Origin of the sequence: Streptomyces sp. NBC_01275 (genome assembly GCF_026340655.1) — a bacterium.
Classification (GTDB): Bacteria; Actinomycetota; Actinomycetes; order Streptomycetales; family Streptomycetaceae; genus Streptomyces.
In genome coordinates this window covers 6325159-6343540 of record NZ_JAPEOZ010000001.1, presented here as the reverse complement: position 1 = coordinate 6343540, position 18382 = coordinate 6325159, and the positions used below count along the sequence as shown (strand labels likewise).

Annotated in this window: 15 protein-coding genes and 3 pseudogenes; 3 read left to right on the top strand and 15 right to left on the bottom strand. The window is 70.4% G+C overall.

The window, feature by feature from the left end; genetic code table 11:
• Positions 1-6: 6 nt before the first annotated feature.
• From OG562_RS28195 to OG562_RS28155, 9 genes and pseudogenes are all read right to left on the bottom strand, one after another.
• The gene (locus OG562_RS28195) at positions 7-624 is read right to left on the bottom strand and encodes a response regulator transcription factor (RefSeq protein WP_266402634.1); all 618 of its coding nucleotides are present in this window, start codon (positions 622-624) and stop codon (positions 7-9) included.
• Complete coding sequence (locus tag OG562_RS28190) at positions 621-1793, bottom strand: sensor histidine kinase (RefSeq protein WP_266409582.1); 1173 nt, start codon at positions 1791-1793, stop codon at positions 621-623. The genes OG562_RS28195 and OG562_RS28190 overlap by 4 nt, the downstream gene beginning before the upstream one ends.
• Before the next feature lie 5 nt (positions 1794-1798).
• Positions 1799-2557, bottom strand: a complete 759-nt coding sequence (locus OG562_RS28185; protein WP_266402632.1) for an ABC transporter permease — start codon at positions 2555-2557, stop codon at positions 1799-1801.
• Positions 2554-3510 (bottom strand): ABC transporter ATP-binding protein, encoded by a 957-nt coding sequence (locus OG562_RS28180; protein ID WP_266402629.1) that lies wholly within the window; start codon positions 3508-3510, stop codon positions 2554-2556. The genes OG562_RS28185 and OG562_RS28180 overlap by 4 nt, the downstream gene beginning before the upstream one ends.
• Positions 3511-3609: 99 nt before the next feature.
• Positions 3610-6144 carry a hypothetical protein gene (locus OG562_RS28175; protein ID WP_266402626.1) on the bottom strand — a complete coding sequence of 845 codons (2535 nt, stop codon included), beginning with the start codon at positions 6142-6144 and terminating at the stop codon, positions 3610-3612.
• Positions 6145-6298: 154 nt separating this feature from the next.
• Positions 6299-6709, bottom strand: a complete 411-nt coding sequence (locus tag OG562_RS28170; RefSeq protein WP_266402624.1) for a DUF6113 family protein — start codon at positions 6707-6709, stop codon at positions 6299-6301.
• On the bottom strand, positions 6709-7605 hold the full coding sequence (gene mshB / locus OG562_RS28165; RefSeq protein WP_266402622.1) for an N-acetyl-1-D-myo-inositol-2-amino-2-deoxy-alpha-D-glucopyranoside deacetylase: 897 nt from the start codon (positions 7603-7605) through the stop codon (positions 6709-6711). Before mshB ends, OG562_RS28170 begins: the two co-directional genes overlap by 1 nt.
• A gap of 49 nt (positions 7606-7654) precedes the next feature.
• Positions 7655-8060: pseudogene (locus OG562_RS28160) on the bottom strand (hypothetical protein); the annotation flags it as partial.
• 25 nt (positions 8061-8085) lie between these two features.
• On the bottom strand, positions 8086-8937 hold the full coding sequence (locus tag OG562_RS28155; protein WP_266402621.1) for a helix-turn-helix domain-containing protein: 852 nt from the start codon (positions 8935-8937) through the stop codon (positions 8086-8088).
• Positions 8938-9279: 342 nt separating this feature from the next.
• Between OG562_RS28155 and OG562_RS28150 the strand changes: the two are divergent.
• Together OG562_RS28150 and OG562_RS28145 are read left to right on the top strand one after the other, a co-directional pair.
• Positions 9280-9444: pseudogene (locus OG562_RS28150) on the top strand (transcriptional regulator); the annotation flags it as partial.
• A gap of 4 nt (positions 9445-9448) precedes the next feature.
• A pseudogene (locus OG562_RS28145) lies at positions 9449-9598 on the top strand (DUF397 domain-containing protein); the annotation flags it as partial.
• Here the strand turns inward: OG562_RS28145 and OG562_RS28140 are convergent.
• A complete protein-coding gene (locus OG562_RS28140; RefSeq protein ID WP_093781468.1) occupies positions 9595-9789 on the bottom strand; it encodes a hypothetical protein in 195 nt (64 codons plus the stop codon). The pseudogene OG562_RS28145 and the gene OG562_RS28140 overlap by 4 nt on opposite strands.
• Before the next feature lie 179 nt (positions 9790-9968).
• Here OG562_RS28140 and OG562_RS28135 point away from each other — a divergent pair, with 179 nt between their 5' ends.
• A complete protein-coding gene (locus tag OG562_RS28135) occupies positions 9969-12101 on the top strand; it encodes a S9 family peptidase (protein WP_266402618.1) in 2133 nt (710 codons plus the stop codon).
• A gap of 242 nt (positions 12102-12343) precedes the next feature.
• On the opposite strand, the gene OG562_RS28130 is transcribed toward OG562_RS28135, so the two are convergent.
• Genes OG562_RS28130 through OG562_RS28110 form a run of 5 tightly spaced genes read right to left on the bottom strand, consistent with a single transcriptional unit; the run spans position 12344 to position 18019 of the window.
• Positions 12344-13441, bottom strand: a complete 1098-nt coding sequence (locus OG562_RS28130; RefSeq protein WP_266402616.1) for an ABC transporter ATP-binding protein — start codon at positions 13439-13441, stop codon at positions 12344-12346.
• Complete coding sequence (locus tag OG562_RS28125) at positions 13434-14408, bottom strand: ABC transporter ATP-binding protein (RefSeq protein ID WP_266402615.1); 975 nt, start codon at positions 14406-14408, stop codon at positions 13434-13436. Before OG562_RS28125 ends, OG562_RS28130 begins: the two co-directional genes overlap by 8 nt.
• 7 nt (positions 14409-14415) lie before the next feature.
• Positions 14416-15456, bottom strand: a complete 1041-nt coding sequence (locus OG562_RS28120) for an ABC transporter permease (RefSeq protein WP_266409581.1) — start codon at positions 15454-15456, stop codon at positions 14416-14418.
• A 4-nt stretch (positions 15457-15460) separates the two neighbouring features.
• The gene (locus OG562_RS28115; RefSeq protein ID WP_266402612.1) at positions 15461-16384 is read right to left on the bottom strand and encodes an ABC transporter permease; all 924 of its coding nucleotides are present in this window, start codon (positions 16382-16384) and stop codon (positions 15461-15463) included.
• 6 nt (positions 16385-16390) lie between these two features.
• Positions 16391-18019 carry an ABC transporter substrate-binding protein gene (locus OG562_RS28110; protein WP_266402610.1) on the bottom strand — a complete coding sequence of 543 codons (1629 nt, stop codon included), beginning with the start codon at positions 18017-18019 and terminating at the stop codon, positions 16391-16393.
• Positions 18020-18382: the final 363 nt, after the last annotated feature.

The window sequence follows — 18382 nt, the reverse complement described above, 5'->3', positions numbered from 1 at the left end:
GTTCGCCTACAGCCAGCCCTTCTCTCTCGCCGTCCGCACCGCCTCGGCGCGGTTGCGTACCGCCAGTTTCTGGATCGCCGTCGACAGGTAGTTGCGGACCGTGCCCTGGGACAGGTGGAGGGCGGCTGCCAGTTCCGCGTTCGTCGAGCCGTCGGCCGCCGCGCGCAGGACCTCGCGCTCACGGTCGGTCAGGGGGTTCGCGCCCCCGGCCAGGGCCGCCGCGGCCAGGGTGGGGTCGATGACGCGTTCGCCGGCGAGGACCTTGCGGACCGCCTGGGCCAGTTGGGCCGCCGGGGCGTCCTTGACGAGGAAGGCGTCGGCGCCGGCCTCCATGGCGCTGCGCAGGTAGCCGGGGCGGCCGAAGGTCGTGAGGACGACCAGTTTCAACGCGGGGAACTCCTTGTGGAGTTGGCCCGCCGCCTCGATGCCCGTCGCGCCCGGCATCTCGATGTCGAGGAGGGCCACGTCGACGTCGTGCGCGCGGGCGGCCGCCAGGACCTCGTCGCCGCGGGCCACCTGGACGACCACCTCGATGTCGTCCTCCAGCCCGAGGAGGGCCGCCAGCGCCTCGCGGACCATCGACTGGTCCTCGGCCAGGAGGACCTTGATCGTGCCACCAGTCATGCCCGGGATCCTATGTGCGGCGACGGGGCGGCCGGCACGCGGGCGGCCAGGCGGAAGCCGTGCTTGACCCGGCCCGCGTCCAAGGTGCCGCCGGTCTTCTCCAGGCGTTCGGTCAGACCGGTGAGGCCGTTGCCGGGGCCCTTGCCGGAGCCGCCCGAGCCGTCGTCCTCCACGGAGAGTTCGAGGACGGGCCCGTCGAGGGTCTGGCGGCGGACGACGTCCACGGTGCAGCGGGCGGCCCCGCTGTGCCGTACGACGTTGGTGATGGCCTCGCGCAGGGCCCAGGCCAGGGCGGACTCGCTGTCCTCGGGGACGCCGTCGAGGTCCGGTTCGACGGGGATCTGGGAGGTGATGCCGGCCGCCGTCAACGCGACCTGGGCGCCCGCGAGTTCGGCGGCCAGCCGGGGGCGCCGGTAGCCGGTGACGGCCTCGCGGACGTCGACCAGGGCCTGGCGGCTGACCTGTTCGATGTCGGCGACCTGCTGGGCCGCCTTGTCGGGGTGGTCGGGGAGCATCCGGCCGGCCAGCTCGCTCTTCAGGGTGATGAGGGAGAGGGAGTGGCCCAGGAGGTCGTGCAGGTCTCTCGCCAGACGCAACCGCTCCTCGTTCGCGGCCAGTTGGGCGACCGTGGCGCGGGCCTTGCGCAACTCCACCGTCGTGCGGACCAGTTGGCTCACGCCCGTCATCGCGAAGCCGATGAGCAGGACCAGGAGGAGGAGGTTGAGCGCCTCGTCCTCGTCGGTGCGCAGGCCGACGAGGACGAGCAGCACGCCCGTGCCCGGGATGGTCCAGAACGCCAGCCGCAGCGGGAGCACTATCCCGCAGGCCACGGAGACGTAGCAGTACAGGCCGAGCCAGGCGGAGCCGAGGGTGAGGCCGAGGACGGTGGCGAGCACCGCCAAGGAGACGATGACGGCGCCGATGAGCTTCGTGGGGTAGGGCGTCTCCCCCATGTTCCGGAAGAGGAGCGAGAGGTACAGCGCGACGAACACCGCCAGGCCCAGCCAGCCGGCGACCCTGCCCCCGGTGGAGTGGTCCCCGGTGAGCAGGTCGTGCACCGGCGAGCTGAGGAAGACCAGCCAGACGCCGATCCACAGCAGCTTGCGACGCCACAGGTCGCGCCGGTTGCGGGCGGGCTGGCCGAGCATGATCTGCTGTTCGTCCGTCATGACGCTCACGCCTTCAGCGTGTCCTTCCGGTACAGCCAGGCCGCTCCGCCCGTGAACAGGGCGAAGAAGACGACGAGGATGACGATGTCCTTGGCGTGCGGAGCCTGGCTCTGCTCGATCGCCTGGCCCAGCGAAGCGTACGCGTGCGTGGGCACCCACTTGGCGATGTCCTGGAGCCAGGTCGGGAAGGTCGTCGTGGGCATCCACAGGCCGCCGAGGATCGACAGGCCGAAGTAGGTGATCATCGTGATCGGACGGACCGCGTCCCCGTTGGCGAGGTAGCCGATCGCGACGCCCAGGGCGGCGAAGACGAGGCTGCCGGCCCAGATCGCGCCGGTGAGCGCGAGCCACTGCCAGGGGTCCAGCCGTACGCCCTTCACGGTCGCGGCGACGGCGAAGACCACGACGATGGACGGCAGGCTCACGACCGCCGCGCTCGCCGTCTTCGCCAGGACGTAGCCGCGCCCCGGCAGCGTGGTCAGCCGCAGCTGCCGTACCCAGCCGCTCTGGCGCTCCTTGGCGATGCGCTCGCTGTTGCCCATCAGGACGGCCGTGAGAGCGCCGAAGGAGGCCATCGAGACCATCATGTACGTCGGGAGGGTGAGGCCGGTGCCGTCGACCTTGGTCGTGGCGTCGGCGCTGCCCGCGATGAGCAGGAACAGGACCGACGGGTAGATCACGGAGAAGAACAGGAATTTGCGGTTGCGCAGGGCGCGGGTGAGTTCCAGCTTGATCAGGCTTCGTGAAGCGAATGCGTTCGTCACTTGGTCTTCGCCTCCTCGGCGGCGGTGATGGCGACGAAGGCCTGCTCGAGACCGAGCCCGGCGACTTCGAGGTTGCGGGGGTAGAGGCCGAGGCCGTAGAGGGCGTGGACGGTGGCGTCGGCGTCGGCGGACTGGATGCGGACCGTCTGGCCGGATACGTCGAGGGTGGTCAGGAACGGCAGGGCGCGCAGGGCGGGCTCGTCGATCGGGTCGTCGGCGAGGTCGAAGGAGATCCGCCGTGCGCCCGCCTTCGCCTTGATCTCGGCCGCCGTGCCGTCGGCCAGCAGCCGGCCGCGGTGCAGGACCAGCACCCGGTCGGCGATGGCGTCGGCCTCTTCCAGGTAGTGGGTGGCGAACAGGACCGTACGGCCCTGGTCGGCCTGCTCGCGCATGGTGGCCCAGAAGGCCTGGCGGGTGGTGACGTCCATGCCGGTGGTGGGCTCGTCCAGGACGATCAGGTCGCTGTCGCCGGCCGTCGCGAGGGCGAAGCGGACGCGCTGGGCCTGGCCGCCGGAGAGCTTGTCGACCTTGCGGTCGGCGATCTGGGCGACGCCCGCGCGGGCGAGGACGTCGGCGGGCCGGTAGGGCCTCGGGTGCAGGTCGCAGGCGAGTGCGACCAGCTCGCGGACGGTGACCTCGTCCATCAGGCCGCCGCTCTGGAGCATCGCGCCCACCCGTCCGGCGACGATCGCCTCGCGCGGGCTGGTGCCGAAGACGCGGACCGTGCCGCTGTCGGGCTGCTTGAGGCCGAGGAGCAGGTCGAGGGTGGTGGACTTGCCTGCTCCGTTGGGCCCCAGCAGGGCCACGGTCTCCCCCGGGTGCAGCGTGAGCGTGAGCCCGTCCACGGCCCGCACGTCCCCGTAGCTCTTGCTCACCTGGTCGAACCCGACCACCTGAGCCGCCGCCCCCGCCCCCGCCTGTGTCGTCGCCTGTGCCGCTGTCGTCTTCGTCATGACGGCAATCGTCGCGCCGAGGGCCTGGTGGGCGGCAGTGTCGGGCGTCCGGCGTGGCGCATGACAGATGTCATGCGCCACCCGGGGAGGCGCCCGGCGTCAGCTCGGGTCGGTGTCGATGACGCCGATCCGGTCGGTCTTGCTCTTCAGGGCCGGGCGCAGGGCGCTGATGACGTCCTCGACGGTGACGGCCGTCTTCTGGCCGGTGCCGCGGGTGATCAGGACGCCGTCGAACGCGTTGCCGTACAGCTCCTTCAGCGCTGCCTTGTCGTAGCTCTCCACCAGCTTGCCGTCGATGGCCTTGACCTGGAGGAACTTCCACAGGGAGTTCGCCGGGCTCATCGGGACGGAGTGCACCGCGTCGGTCTGGACCGTGGCGGTGGCGGACATCGCCGGTTCGGCGAACTCCTTCATCATCCGGTCGACCTCGGCGTTGGTGATGGTCGGCTGCTTGGTCGTCGTCGGGACCTTCACCGCGGCGCCCGTGCCGGTCTCCACCTGGGTGCGGTAGGCCTCTACGACGGCGTCGGCGGCCTTCGCCGCGTCGATGCCCTTGCCCGCCTTGCCGTAGACGGCGACGGCCTTGCCGGACTCGAACTTGATCGTGCCCTCGGTGGCCGTGCCGGAGCCGCCCGCGGCGCTCGCCAGAGCGGCCTGGAGCTTCTCCTCGTCGACCGGCATCTCGGGCTCGACCACGCGGTGCTGCCCGAAGAGCGAGCCGATCACGGAGACCGGGTTGTAGTCGCTCTTGGCGGCGTCGTCGACCGTGGCCTGGAGGTCGAACTGGAGGCCCGCCTGGTCCGGCTTCAGGGTGACGGTGTCGCCGTCGACGGACAGCTTCAGCGCCTGGGCGGCCCGCTTGTCGAAGGCGTCGTCGAGCTTCTTGACGGCGTCGTCGCGGGTGCCGCCGCCGATGTCGACGCCGAGCACGGTGGTGCCCTTGGGCACGTCGGAGTGGTTCATCAGCAGCCCGGCGCCGTACACGCCGACGCCGGCGAGGACCGCCAGGCCGGCGAGCAGGACCAGCTTGCTGCGGCCCTTCTTCTTTTTCTTCTTCGAACCGGCCGAGGACGCGTTCTGCGCGGCCGGCTCGGTCCGCTTGGGCGGGGTGTGCGGCACCGGTCCGTCGGCGGTGTGCGTGCCGCCCGGCGCGAAGGGGCCGCCCGGACCGCCCTGGCCGTCGGCGGGCACGACGGGGATGCCGCTGGTGACGGTCTGCCCGGACACGTTGTCGACGCGCCGGCCACCGCCGTTGCCGCCGTAGCCGCCGCCCGCGCCGGGGTCGGGGAGGTGCTTCTGCGGGGTCAGGACCGCGGTGTCGTCGCTCAGCCCGCCGCCGGGGAGACGGCCGGTGCCGGTTCCCGTGCCGGGGGCGGCGGAACGGGGGCCTCCGGGCCCGCCCGGACCAGGCCCGCCCGGACCAGGCCCGCCGGGCCCGCCGAAGCCGTTGGGGTTGCCGGGACCGCCCGGGCCGCCGGGGCCCATGGGCGCGCCGGGACGGCCCGGGGCGCCCGCGGGGGCGCCGGTCGCGTTGTAGCCCACCGGAGGCACCATCGGGCCGTCGCCGGTGACCGGGCCGCCGGTCGGGCCCGCGGGGCCCTGCGGACCGCCTCGGCCGCCGGGGCCGCCGGGCAGGTCGGGACCGTTGAAGTCGTACGACCCACCGGGACCGGCCGGACCGCCGCCGGGGCCGTTCGTCCCGGCGAAGCCGTTCTGGCCACCGCCGGCGCCCATGGGGTTGCCGTTGGGGTTGCCGTTGGGGTTGCCGTTGGGGTTCGCGTTGGGGTTGCCGCCGCCGGTTCCGGCGCCGGTGCCGGTGCCGTTCCCGTTGCCGGAGAAGTACGGCAGCTCGTCGCGGCGCGGTTCCGCGGCGCCGCCGCTCTGGCCCGGTCGGGGGCCGTTGCCGAGCGAGCCCGCGGCCAGCGCCTCGGTCACGTCGAAGGAGCCGGTGCCGCCGCCGTGCCCCGGAGCCACGGGACCGCCGGTCGCACCGGTGAGCCCTGCGGCGTTGGCGCCGCCGGGGCGGGAGCCGCCCGGCGCGCCCATGGAGCCGACCACGCCACCGGGCCTGCCCGCGCCCGGACGCGCGCCACCGGGCGCACCGGCGCCCGCGGACGCGCCCGCCGCCGAACCGCCCTGCATCCCGGCCCCGTTGGTGGAGCCGCCGCCCTGACCGCCCTTGCCGGGCGAGGACTTGCGCGGGGCGAACCAGTCGCTCGGCTTCTCCGGAGCCGGAGCACCAGGCGCGGACGCGGACGCGGGGTCGGCGGGCAGCGCGAAGCTGCCGGTGTCGTCCATGCGGGCGGGACCGGCGGAGGCCGCGCCGCCCGCCGGAGAACCCGCGGGAGACGTCGACTGCGCGTCGGCGCCCGTGTCGTCGCCCGCGCTCTCGGCGTCGGCGACGGTCTTGCGCACGACGACCGGCGGAATGGGCCGCGATCCGGGGATGTTGATGCGGATCCGGGTCGTCAGCGTGGTCTCGGTCTTGCGTTCCTCCGGCGGCGCGGCCGAACGGCCCGCGTCCGCACCGCCGTCGGGCACCACGGGGGTGCCGTACGGCGGGGTACCCGACGGGTATGCGGTTCCGCCGCGCCCGTTGGGCCCGGAGGACGGACTGTCAGTTTCACGACTCAAGGCAGGTTCTCCAGGTTGGCTCCGCCGCCCGCCACGACCTCACGGGCAGCTCGGCGGCGCGCACCACCATACTGGCCACTTCTGGCCCGTATCCCACGACCGTCTGGGAAACCCACATCGGACTCCCACGGCTCTGTCACGGAGAAGTGGTACGTCAATTGCCAAGTCGGACGTCGCCGCCGGTCGGTTGCCGTCCCAAACCAAGCGTGGCGCAGATCACAGCAAGTGCCATGCCTCCGAGCAGGAAGAGGTAGGAGCCGCCTCCCGCGCCGAAGAGGAAGTCGCCCTCGGGGCGACCTGCGGTGAGCAGCACGACGGAGATCATCCAGCCGGCGGCGGGAGCGACGGCGCCGGCCCGGGTGTCCAGGGCCCGCGCCCCGCCGACGAAGAGCCCGGCCGCGCCGACGAGCGCGAGCAGCAGCCCGCCGGGGAACCAGCCGGCCTGCACGAGGGCCCCGGCCGTCCCGGCGACCGCGCCGAGCACGAAGAGCCCCAGGTAGGCGGCGACGCGTATGGCGGGGGGCCGTTGGAGGGGCTGGGCGAGGAGAGAACCGCGGTCGGACATCACACGCTCCCCTCGGTGCCGGGGCCGTCGACGACGCCGGCGAACAGGTCGGTCTCCCTCTTCTGTGCGGACCCGCTCTCTCCGGCCTCGCCGCGCACCAGCTCGTAGTACTCGGTGGTGAAGAGGGGTTGCGCGAGTTCGTTGGAGAGGGCGAAACAGCGCCCGCCGGGGGCCACGTCGATCTGGGTGACGTGGGCGCGCATGGCGGCGGCCTTTGCAGTGGCGTACGCGGAGCCGTCGATCTCGGCGGTGATGCGCTCGTCGTCGACGACGCCGGGTACGTCGGCGATGGCCGCGCTCTTGGCGAAGGGGAGCTCGGGCAGCTCGTCCTGGAGCCGGGCGAAGGCGGCCTCGGCGACGGAGCGCGGGACGCGGTTGTAGTAGACCTTGGGGATGCGCCAGCCGGCCGCGTCGGCCAGTTCGACGGCGCGCAGGGCGACGCGGTGGGCCTGGATGTGGTCGGGGTGGCCGTAGCCGCCGTTGTCGTCGTAGGCGAGGAGGACCTGGGGGCGGGTCTCCAGGATCACCTCGACGAGGTGCGCGGCGGCCGCGTCGACGTCGGCCTGCCAGAAGCAGGTGGGGTCGTCGTTGTCGGGGATGCCCATCATCCCGGAGTCGCCGTAGCGGCCCACGCCGCCGAGGAGCCGGAAGTCGTCGACGCCGAGCTCCGCCATGGCGGCGGTGAGCTCACCCAGCCGGTGCGCGCCGAGCGCGGCCCCGGTCAGATGCCGCAGCTCGGGCGGAATCACCTCACCGCGTTCGCCGAGGGTGCAGGTGACCAGGGTCAGGTGGACCCCTTCGGCCGCGTACCTGGCCATGGTCGCGCCGTTGTTGATCGACTCGTCGTCCGGGTGCGCGTGCACCAGCATCAGACGCCGGGCGGGCAGTTCCGTCATGGAGCCACCCTACGAGGCGAACCCCTGGGCCACTCGCCCGCGTCCTGGGTCAGGCTTCGGCCGTGGGCTCCGTGAAGATGTCCTTGGCGGACGGCGCGGTGACGGCTCGGGTCAGCCAGCGGCGCAGGAGGTCGGGGTCGTCGCAGCCGGTGATGCGTTCACGGACCTCGCCGGGGATGTCGAGGCCTCGGGTTTCCAGGACGAGCAGGATGTCCTCCGCACGCCCCTGGGCGCGACCCTCGTCACGGATCTCTTCGGAGATGTACGACTTGTAGAAGGAGAGGTCCACGGCCACCAGGTTCCTCCAGAGTTCCCCGGCCCGACGGTAGAGGCGGGATCTTGTACTTCGTGTACAAGAAGGAGAGGCAGTAAGCCCAGCTGGCGGGCTTGTTCGGATCCTTCGCGCTCTGCGCTTCGACGGCCAGCAACATCGGCTCGTCGCCGTCGAAGCGCAGATCTTCGGTCGGCCGCCGCCGACAGCTACTGGCAGTCGCGACAGCGGGCGTCCGGATCGGACGAGCGGAAGCCGCGGTCGCAGCCGTCGCAGTTCCGCACCGGGTGCCTGGTGACCGGCGGTGGGGCGGCGGGTTCGCGAAACGGCGGTGGAGGCGGCAGCAGGGCCGTCAGCCGGTGCGCCAGGAGGGCACTGGGGCGGCGGACGCCTTCGGGTGGAAGGTCGGCGGTGAGTGCCTGCCGTACGGCGGCGGGGCTGACGTCCCGCTCCAGCCAGGCGGCGACTCCGGGGGCGAGGTGGGCCGTGTCGCAGGTGGAGAGGAGACAGCGGGAGTCGTGGCGGCGGAGGTCGGCGAGGAGGTCGGTGGCCGCCTGAAGAAGCTTGGGATAGGGGCGTGAGGGACGCGGGACGGCGGGGAGAGGCTTGGGCTTGCGGGGTGCGGGCCGCGTCGGCCGCGTCGGCTTGGAGCCGGCCTCGGACGCTGTCGTACGGCGGTGATGACCGGGCTGGTTGCAGGAGACCGTGCGGGTGATGACGCGGCCGTCCGGGATGCGTTCGCGCTTGCGGCGCAGGTAGCCGTGGGCCTCCAGCTCGCGGAGGGCTGCGGCGATGCGGGTCGCGCCCTCGGGGAAGCGGGCGGTGAGGGACTTGATGTCGATCTGAGCGCCCGAAGGCAACGACTGGATGTGGACGCCGAGTCCGATCGCCAGGAGGGACAACTCCCCGTGCTGGGCGAGATGGTTGCCGATCACCGTGAAGCGGGTGGTGTGGCGGGCGTTGTCGTGAACGAGACCGCCGAATTGCCGCCGGTTCGGGTGTTTGTTGGCGGCAGTAAGGGACTGGGCGCGCGGGGGCGCGCTAGGGTTCTGCGTATCCATCGGGAAGGTGCTTCTTCCTTGGCGGTGAGGCCCTCGCACTGGGATTGCAGTCCCGGCGGGGGCCGTCGCATTTCTGCGGGTGTGTGGTGCTGTTGCGCTGAGAGTAAGGCAGGCAACCGCTCCCGAATCCAGCCCAGTTGGTGATGTTCACCCGCAAGGGTGAGAGCGGGCCATGGGCGGGAGGGGTGGGGTTTGGTGAGGTCATTTCACCGCCGTGGTCCTTGGAAAAGAGCGCCCCTCGCGCCGGGGCACGCGTTGTCGGGTTCCGGGGCGAGGTCCTGACGGGACTGTCGGTCCGGGTGCCGGAGGAGTGCCGGATGACACCAGGCGAACGGCCAGGCGGTGCCACTCAAGGAGGAGTCCGACGAGCCGGGTCGGAAGGTGGACCCGGACGACGAGTGGGGCGTCGCCGTCGTGGAGACGGTCGGACGCCAGCTGAAGCTGCGGCGAGAGGCCGTGGGGATGCGCGCCGCCGCCTTCGGAGTGGCGGTCGGGTACGGCGAGGACGGGCGACGGCGAATCCTGCGTCGAGATCGCCACCAGCTCCGGCACTCCCGGCACCCCCGGCACCGTCCACGTCCGTGACTCCCAGCACGCCGAGGACAGCCCCCGCCTCGCGCTCTCGCCCGAGGCGTGGGCCGACTTCGTGCCGCACGTCTAGAACTTGATGCTGCCGATCATGCTGGCCACGCTCGTCGTCAGATCGCTGATCGTCGGTGCGATGGTGGATGACGCCAGGTAGAAGCCCAGCAGCATGCAGACGACGGCGTGACCACCCTTCAGTCCCGACTTCTTGATCAACAAGAAGACGACGATCGCCAGCAGCACCACCGCTGAAATTGAGAGTGCCACGGCGGCTCACCTCCAAGAACCCGGGAACGTGGGGGCAAAGACAGAACGGGGAACGCACAGATCGATACAACTGCCAGCAGGTTCATACCCACTCAGCGCTAGTGATCATAACTATGGGTGCGTGTGCATCTCGCGGCGCACAGCCGCACAAGGGGGCGCATGGCCAATATGGTCGGGGGATGACGACCGAGCCCGACTCCTTCCCCCTGCGGCACGCCCGCACCCAGCGTTTCACTCTCGGCGCGCCGCGTTCGTTCACCGTGGCCCCCGACGGCTCCCGGGTGGTGTTCCTGCGCTCCGGTTCCGGCACGGATCGCGCGGGTTCGCTGTGGGTCCTCGACCCGGCGGACGGCGCGGAGCGCGTGGCGGCCGAGCCGCGCGCGCTCCTCGGCGGCGTCCCGGAGGACCTCTCGCCCGAGGAACGGGCGCGCCGCGAACGCAGTCGCGAGGGCAGCGGCGGGATCGTCGGCTACGCCACCGACGCGGCCGTCGAGTTGGCGTCTTTCGCCTTGTCAGGGCGGCTTTTCACGGCCGAGCTGCGGGCCGGTACCGCACGTGAACTCCCCGTCCCGGGACCGGTGATCGACCCCCGGCCGTCCCCCGACGGGCGGTACGTCGCCTACGTCTGCGGGGGCGCGCTACGGGTCGTGGAGGCCGAGGGCGAGGGTGACCGGGCGGTGGCGGATCCGGCGACGGAATCGGACACGGGTACGGTTTCCTATGGATTGGCCGAGTTCATCGCGGCCGAGGAGATGGACCGTTCACGGGGCTTCTGGTGGGCCCCGGAATCGGACCGACTGCTGGTCACACGGGTGGACGAAGCGCCGGTGGAGCGGTGGTGGATCTCCGATCCGGCCCAGCCGAAACGTGACCCACACCACGTGCGGTATCCAGCAGCTGGGACGGCCAACGCGGACGTACGGCTGTTCGTGTTCGGGCTCGACGGGGTGCGCACGGAGGTCGTCTGGGATCGGGCGCGCTATCCGTATCTGGCGCGAGTGCACTGGTCAGGGGCGGGGGCTCCGCTGCTGCTCGTACAGGCGCGCGACCAGCGCAGTCAGCTGTTCCTGGCGGTGGACACCGCCACCGGAGCGACCCGGATGGTGCACGCCGACGAAGATCCGATTTGGCTGGATCTTTTCCCTGGCGTGCCGTGCTGGAGCCCCTCCGGACAGCTCGTGCGGATCGCCGACGAGGGCGGCGCACGCGTCCTGGCCGTGGGCGAACGGCCCCTGACCGGAGCCCAGTTGCACGTACGGGCGGTGCTGGACGTCACGGCCGACGACGTGCTGCTCACCGCCTCGGCCGGCGCGGACGCCGAGCACCCGGAAACCGGCGAGGTGCATGTCTACCGCGTCAACGAACTCGGCGTCGAGCGTCTCACCCAGGAGCCCGGCGTGCACTCGGCGGTGCGCGCGGGGGGCGTGACCGTGCTGGCGTCCCACACGCTCGACCGGCCGGGCGTCCAGGTCCAGGTACTGCGGGACGGGAAGCCCGCGACGACTGTCCGATCGTATGCGGAAGATCCCGGTCTGTCCCCGCGCGTGACGCTGACACAGGGGGGCGCACGGCAGATCCCGTGCGCCGTGCTTATGCCTACGGACTACGTCGGTGACACTCCCCTCCCCGTTCTCATGGATCCCTACGGCGGTCCGCACGGTCAGCGGGTCGTCGCCGCACACAACCCGCACCTCACCTCACAGTGGTTCGCCGACCAGGGGTTCGCGGTGATCGTCGCCGACGGCCGGGGCACTCCGGGCCGTTCGCCCGGCTGGGAGAAGGCGATCAAGGACGACCTCGCCGCGGTCGTGCTCCAGGACCAGATCGACGCCCTGCACGGCCTCGCCGACCGCTTCCCGCTCGATCTGACCCGGGTGGCCATCCGCGGCTGGTCGTTCGGCGGCTATCTGGCAGGGCTCGCGGCCCTGCGCCGGCCCGACGTCTTCCACGCGGCGGTGGTCGGCGCGCCCGTCACCGACCTGCGCCTCTACGACACCCACTACCAGGAGCGCTACCTCGGGCACCCCGCACAGCAGCCGGACGTCTACCGGCGCAACTCGCTGATCGACGACGAGGGCCTGGTGGACGCGGCCGAGCCGGCCCGGCCCATGATGATCATCCACGGGCTGGCGGACGACAACGTCGTGGTCGCCCACTCACTGCGGCTGTCCTCGGCCCTCCTCGCGGCCGGCCGCCCGCACGAGGTGCTCCCCCTGTCCGGCGTGACCCACATGACCCCCCAGGAGAAGGTCGCGGAGAATCTGCTGCTGCTCCAGCTGGACTTTCTTCGGCGCGCCCTCCATCTGACCTGAGCCGAAGGACCCACAGAGCACCGCAACCATCAATTGAGGAACCACGACGAAGCGCCGACCGCCTCCGCGAGAGCGGTGCCGGTTTAGGCGCAAAAAGGGGCAACGGGCCGGGAGACATGGCGCTCCCGGCCCGTTTACGGCACCCGCACGGCCGTACGTTGTTCAGACTGACGCGTCCGTATATCGGAATCGGGTCAGCCAAGTTGCCTGCGTGTTAACGCAGTTGCTGTGCGTATGCACCGCTATGCACCCTGGTCGTCATGATCGTCCGGCGTTTCGGACAGTGGTTCCCCCAGTGTCTTCTCCGGTGGTTCCTCCGGCGGCACCACCCGCTTCTCCTCCGCGAAATGGCACGCCGAGTCGTGGGCCGCGGGGCCGCTCGTGAGGCGGAACTCCGCCGGGACCGCGAGCAGCGGCACCTCCAGCGCGCAGCGCTCCTGCGCCTTCCAGCAGCGGGTGCGGAAGCGGCAGCCGGAGGGGACGTTCGTCGGGGACGGGACGTCTCCCGAGAGGATGATCCGCTCCCGGTGCTCGCGCGCCTCGGGGTCCGGCACGGGCACCGCGGAGAGCAGCGCCTGGGTGTAGGGGTGCGTGGGATGGTCGTAGATCTCGGCGTCGCGGCCGATCTCCACGATGCGGCCGAGGTACATCACCCCGACCCGGTCCGAGATGTGGCGGACGATGGAGAGGTCGTGGGCGATGAAGAGGTAGGAGAGGTCGAACTCGCTCTGCAGGCGGTCCAGCAGGTTGATCACCTGTGCCTGGACCGACACGTCCAGCGCGGACACCGGCTCGTCGGCGACGATCACCTCGGGGCGCAGGGCCAGCCCCCGAGCGATGCCGATGCGCTGGCGCTGGCCGCCGGAGAACTGGTGCGGGTAGCGGTTGAGGTACTCGGGGTTGAGGCCGACGACGTCGAGGAGGTCCTGCACCTTCCTGCGCCGGTCGCCCTTCGGGGCGACCTCGGGGTGGATCTCGTACGGCTCCCCGATGATGTCGCCGACCGTCATACGGGGGTTGAGTGAGGTGTAAGGGTCCTGGAAGACCATCTGGATGTTGCGGCGGACGGTCCGCAGGGCCCGGCCGGACAGCTTGGTGACGTCCTCGCCCTTGTACTTGATCGAGCCGGCCGTCGGCTTCTCGAGGTTGACCAGCATCTTGGCCACGGTCGACTTGCCGCAGCCGGACTCCCCGACGATGCCGAGGGTCTCCCCTTTGTCGAGCGTGAAGTCGACGCCGTCGACGGCCTTGACGGCCCCGACCTGTTTCCTGAACAGAATGCCCTGAGTCAACGGGTAGTGCTTGACCAGTCCACTGACTTCCAGGATCGGCTCAACCATGGAGGCACTCCCTCCAGAAGTGGCAGGCGCTCACCCGCTGGTCGTCCACCTCGTACAACGGCGGTACGTCCGTCCGGCACACGTCCTGGGCCATCGGGCAGCGGGGGTTGAAGGCGCAGCCCGGCGGGATCTTCATGAGATTGGGCGGCAGACCCTTGATGGCGTAGAGCTCCTGGCCCTTCTGGTCCAGTCGCGGGATGGAGGCGAGCAGGCCCTTGGTGTAGGGGTGCGCGGGGGCCTTGTAGATGTCGTGCACGGGCGCGGACTCGACGATCCGGCCCGCGTACATCACCGCGATCCGGTCGGCCACGTCGGCGACCACGCCCAGGTCGTGGGTGATGAGGATGAGCCCCATCCGCAGCTCGCGCTGCAACTCCGCGAGCAGATCCATGACCTGGGCCTGGACGGTGACGTCGAGGGCGGTGGTGGGCTCGTCGGCGATGATCAGGGCCGGTTCGAGAGCGAGCGCCATCGCGATCATGATGCGTTGGCGCATGCCGCCGGAGAACTGGTGCGGATAGTCCTTGACGCGTTCCCGGGCGGCCGGGATGCGGACCCGGTCCATCAGCTCGACGGCCTTGGTCCGCGCGTCCTTCCTGGAGAGCCCGCGGTGCACGACGAACATCTCGCCGAGCTGGTCGCCGACGGAGAGCACGGGGTTCAGGGAGGACAGCGCGTCCTGGAAGATCATCGCCATCTCGGCCCCGCGGACCTTGCGGCGCTCCTCCTCCTTCAGCTCCAGCAGGTTGCGGCCCTGGAAGAGGACCTCGCCGCCGGTGATCCTCCCGGGCGGGACGTCGAGGATGCCCATGATCGCCTGGGCGGTGACGGACTTGCCGGAGCCGGACTCGCCGAGCACGGCGAGGGTCTCGCCGGCGTCCACGCCGTAGCTGACGCCGTTGACGGCCTTGGCGATCCCGTCGCGGGTGCGGAACTCCACGTGCAGATCGCGCACTTCGAGCAGCACGGGGCCGTCACCTCAGCTTCGGGTCGAGGGCGTCGCGCACCGCGTCGCCGAGCATGATGAACGCCAGGACCGTGAGGGCGAGCGCCCCGGAGGGCCACAGCAGGGCGTGCGGGGCGTTGCGGATGTAGGGGGAGGCGGCGGAGATGTCGATCCCCCAGGAGACGCTGGGCGGCTTCAGACCGACGCCGAGGTAGGACAGGGTCGCCTCCAGCGCGATGTAGGTGCCCAGCGCGATGGTCGCCACGACGATCACCGGGGCGACCGCGTTGGGCGCGATGTGCCGCAGCAGGAGCCGGGAGTTGGAGGCCCCGAGGGCGCGGGCGGCCTGGACGTAGTCGTTCTGCTTGGCGGTGATCACCGAGCCGCGGGCGATGCGGGAGATCTGCGGCCAGCCCAGCAGCACCATGAACCCGATGACCGGCCAGACCGTATTGCTGGTCACCACGGAGAGGAGGACCAGGCCGCCGAGGACGACCGGGATCGCGAAGAAGACGTCGGTGATCCGGGACAGGATCGAGTCCGAGACGCCGCCGAAGAACCCGGCGAGGCCGCCGAACACACTGCCGAACAGGGCGACGCCGAGGGTGGCGCAGACGCCGACCGTGACGGACGTACGGGCTCCGTAGACGGTGCGGGTGTAGACGTCGCAGCCCTGGCCGTCGAAGCCGAAGGGGTGGCCGGGCTGGGAGCCCTCCTGGGCCTTGGCGAGGTTGCACTGCAGGGGGCTCTCCCAGGTGATGGCCCCGGGCCACAGGGAGATGAAGACCAGGAAGAGGATGATCAGGCCCGCGACGAGGAAGACCGGGTTGCGACGCAGGTCGCGCCAGGCGTCGGACCAGAGGGAACGCGCCCGTTCGCCGGAGGCGACTGATGGATGCAGCTCGGTGGTGTCCGGGCCCGGCGGGAGGTCCGGGATCTTCTCGAGGCTCTCGCCCTCCGCCGTGGCCAGGTCCATCGTTCCGCCCATGCCGGTGTCGGCGATGACGCCCTCCTCCGGGGTGCGGCCCGGGCCCGGCAGGTGCGGCTCCGGCTGGTGCGGCGGCGGCATCGGCTCAGGCATAGCGGATCCTCGGGTCGAGTACGGCGTACAGGAGGTCGACGAGCAGGTTGGCCACCAGGAAGACCAGGACGAGGACGGTCACGAAGCCGACCACGGTCTGGGTGTTCTGCCGCAGGATCCCCTGGTAGAGCTGGAAGCCGACGCCGTGGATGTTGAAGATGCGCTCGGTGACGATCGCGCCGCCCATCAGGGCTCCGATGTCGGTTCCGATGAAGGTGACCACGGGGATCAGGGAGTTGCGCAGCAGGTGCCGGGTGATCACCCGGCGGCGCGGCAGACCCTTGGCGACGGCCGTGCGGACGTAGTCGGACCGCTTGTTCTCCGCGATGGAGGTGCGGGTCAGGCGGGTGACGTAGGCGAGGGAGACCGAGGCCAGGACCAGGCCCGGCACGATCAGCTCGCCGAAGGTGGCGTCCGTGGAGACCGACGGCTTGATCCAGCCCCACTCGACGCCGAGCAGCAGCTGGAGGATCAGACCGGTGACGAAGGTGGGCACGGAGATCACCACGAGGGTGGCCAGCAGGACGCCGGTGTCGACGGGGCGGCCTCTGCGCAGCCCGGTGACGACGCCCAGGGTGATGCCGATGACGATCTCGAAGAGGATGGCGACGATCGTCAGTCGGATGGTGACCGGGAACGCCGACGCCATCAGCTCGGTGACCGGCTGGCCGTTGAACGCCGTACCGAAGTCTCCGGTGAAGACGTTCCCCATATAGGTCAGGTACTGCTGCCAGACCGGCTTGTCGAGGCCGAACTCCTTCTTCAGCTGGGCGGCGGTGGCGGGGTCGCAGCTGCGGTCGCCGCACAGGCCCGCGATGGGGTCGCCCATCACGTTCACCATCAGGAAGATCAACAGCGTCGCGCCGATGAAGACCGGGATCATCTGCAGCAGACGCCGGACGACGTACCGCCCCATGGCGGGTCAGCCCACCTTGATCTCGTTGTAGACCGGGACGGAGAACGGGTTGAGCTTGACGTTCGACAACCGCTCCGCGTAGCCGGCGCTGCCGTTCTGGTACCAGAGCGGGATGGCGGCCATGTTGTCCCGGACGACCTCCTCGGCCTTCTGGAAGGTCTCCACGGCCTTGGCGGTGTCGGTCTCGGCGTTGGCCTCGTCGACGAGCTGGTCGAAGTCCTCGTTGGACCACTTGCCGTCGTTGGAGGAGGCGTTGGTGTAGTAGAGCGGCTGGAGGAAGTTCTGGATGAGGGGGTAGTCCATCTGCCACCCCGCCCGGAAGGGGCCGCTCATCTTCTTGTCGCCGATCTGGTTGCGGAAGTCGGCGAAGGTGCCCACCGGGTTGCCGACGCAGGCCTTGTCGTTGCCCAGGGCGTTGTTGATGGAGTTGCAGACGGCGTCGACCCACTGTTTGTGGGAGCCGGTGTCCGCGTTGTACGTGATCTTGACCTGGCCGCCGGGGAGGCCGCCGCCCTCCTCGATCAGCTGCTTCGCCGCCGCGGGGTCGTAGTCGCAGGCGTCCCCGCACAGACCTTCCTTGAAGCCGCCCTCCTCGCCCAGCACCGGGGAGGTCCAGTCGGTGGCGGGGGTGCGGGTGTTCTGGAAGATCGTCTCGGTGATCTGCTTGCGGTCGATCGCCCGGGACAGTCCGGTGCGGACCTTCTCCGCGCCCGCCTTGCTCCAGTTCTTGTCGTAGTACGGGAAGGCGAGTGTCTGGATGATGCCGGCGGGGGTGTTGAGGTAGCGGTCGCCCAGGTCGTTCTTGACGTTCTTCAGCTGGGCGGCGGGCACGTCGTCGACCAGGTCCAGGTTGCCGGCCAGGAGGTCGGTGTAGGCGGTGTTGTTGTCGGTGTAGACCTTGAGGGTCACCCCGCCGTTCTGCGCCTTGTCCTCTCCGGGGTAGCCGTCCCACTTCTTCAGGGACATCTGGGAGCCCTTAGCGTAGGAGTCGATCGTGTACGGGCCGTTTCCGATCGGTTTCTTCAGCCAGCCGGCGTGGTCGGTGAAGAAGGACTGGGGCAGCGGGGCGTAGGCGACGTAGCCGAGGGTGTCGGGGAACGTCGAGAACTTCTGGTTGAGCTTGACCGTGAAGGTCTGGTCGTCGACGACCTTCAGCCCGGAGAGGGTGTCGGCGCTCTGTGCGCTGCCGTCCTCGGGGTGCGTCTCGTCGTAGCCGTCGATGTAGCTGAAGAAGTACGCGTTCTTCTGGTTGTTCTTCAGGCTCGCGCCGTAGTTCCAGGCGTCGACGAAGGATTTCGCCGTCACTTTCTCGCCATTGCTGAACGTCCAGCCGTCCTTGACGGTGATGGTGAAGTTCTGCGAGTCGGTGGTGTCGATCTTCTCGGCCAGCATGTCCTCGGCCTTGCCGCTCTCCGGGTCGTAGCGCTTCAGGCTGCGGAAGAGCATGTCGAGGACCTTGCCGCCCTGCACCTCGTTGGTGTTGGCCGGTTCCAGTGGGTTCTGCGGGTCACCCCAGGAGGAGCTGAGCACCGCGCTCGTGTCACCGCCGCCGCTGTCGCCGCCCCCGCAGGCCGTCGCCGCGAGCGCTACCGCGGCCGCGGCCGCGGCCCACTTGGCGTGCGTGGCTCCACGCATGGATGCCTCCTCATTGACCGCGCCTTTACCTGAGCGCTGTGCCGTCAGCGCCGAAACACTGATCCATTAACGGTCAATATCAACTCCAAAGCCGTATAACGCACTCGGGCCGCGCCCACCCGGGGGCCGACAGAGGGCTGTTCGAGGGATCGTGGAAGAGTGCCGGACGCCGGTTGCAACTTCCTGCTGGGGGGTCGAAAAGGATCTTCTTCGCACGTCACAATGGATCATCGGTGTAGTGCGCAACGGATCACCGGCATCCGATGCCGAACCGTTGGATTGTGACCACAGGATGTACGCATTCCGACACTGAGGCGTCCGGATATCGAACTCGTTGCCCGTTTCGCGCAGTTGGTCCGAATT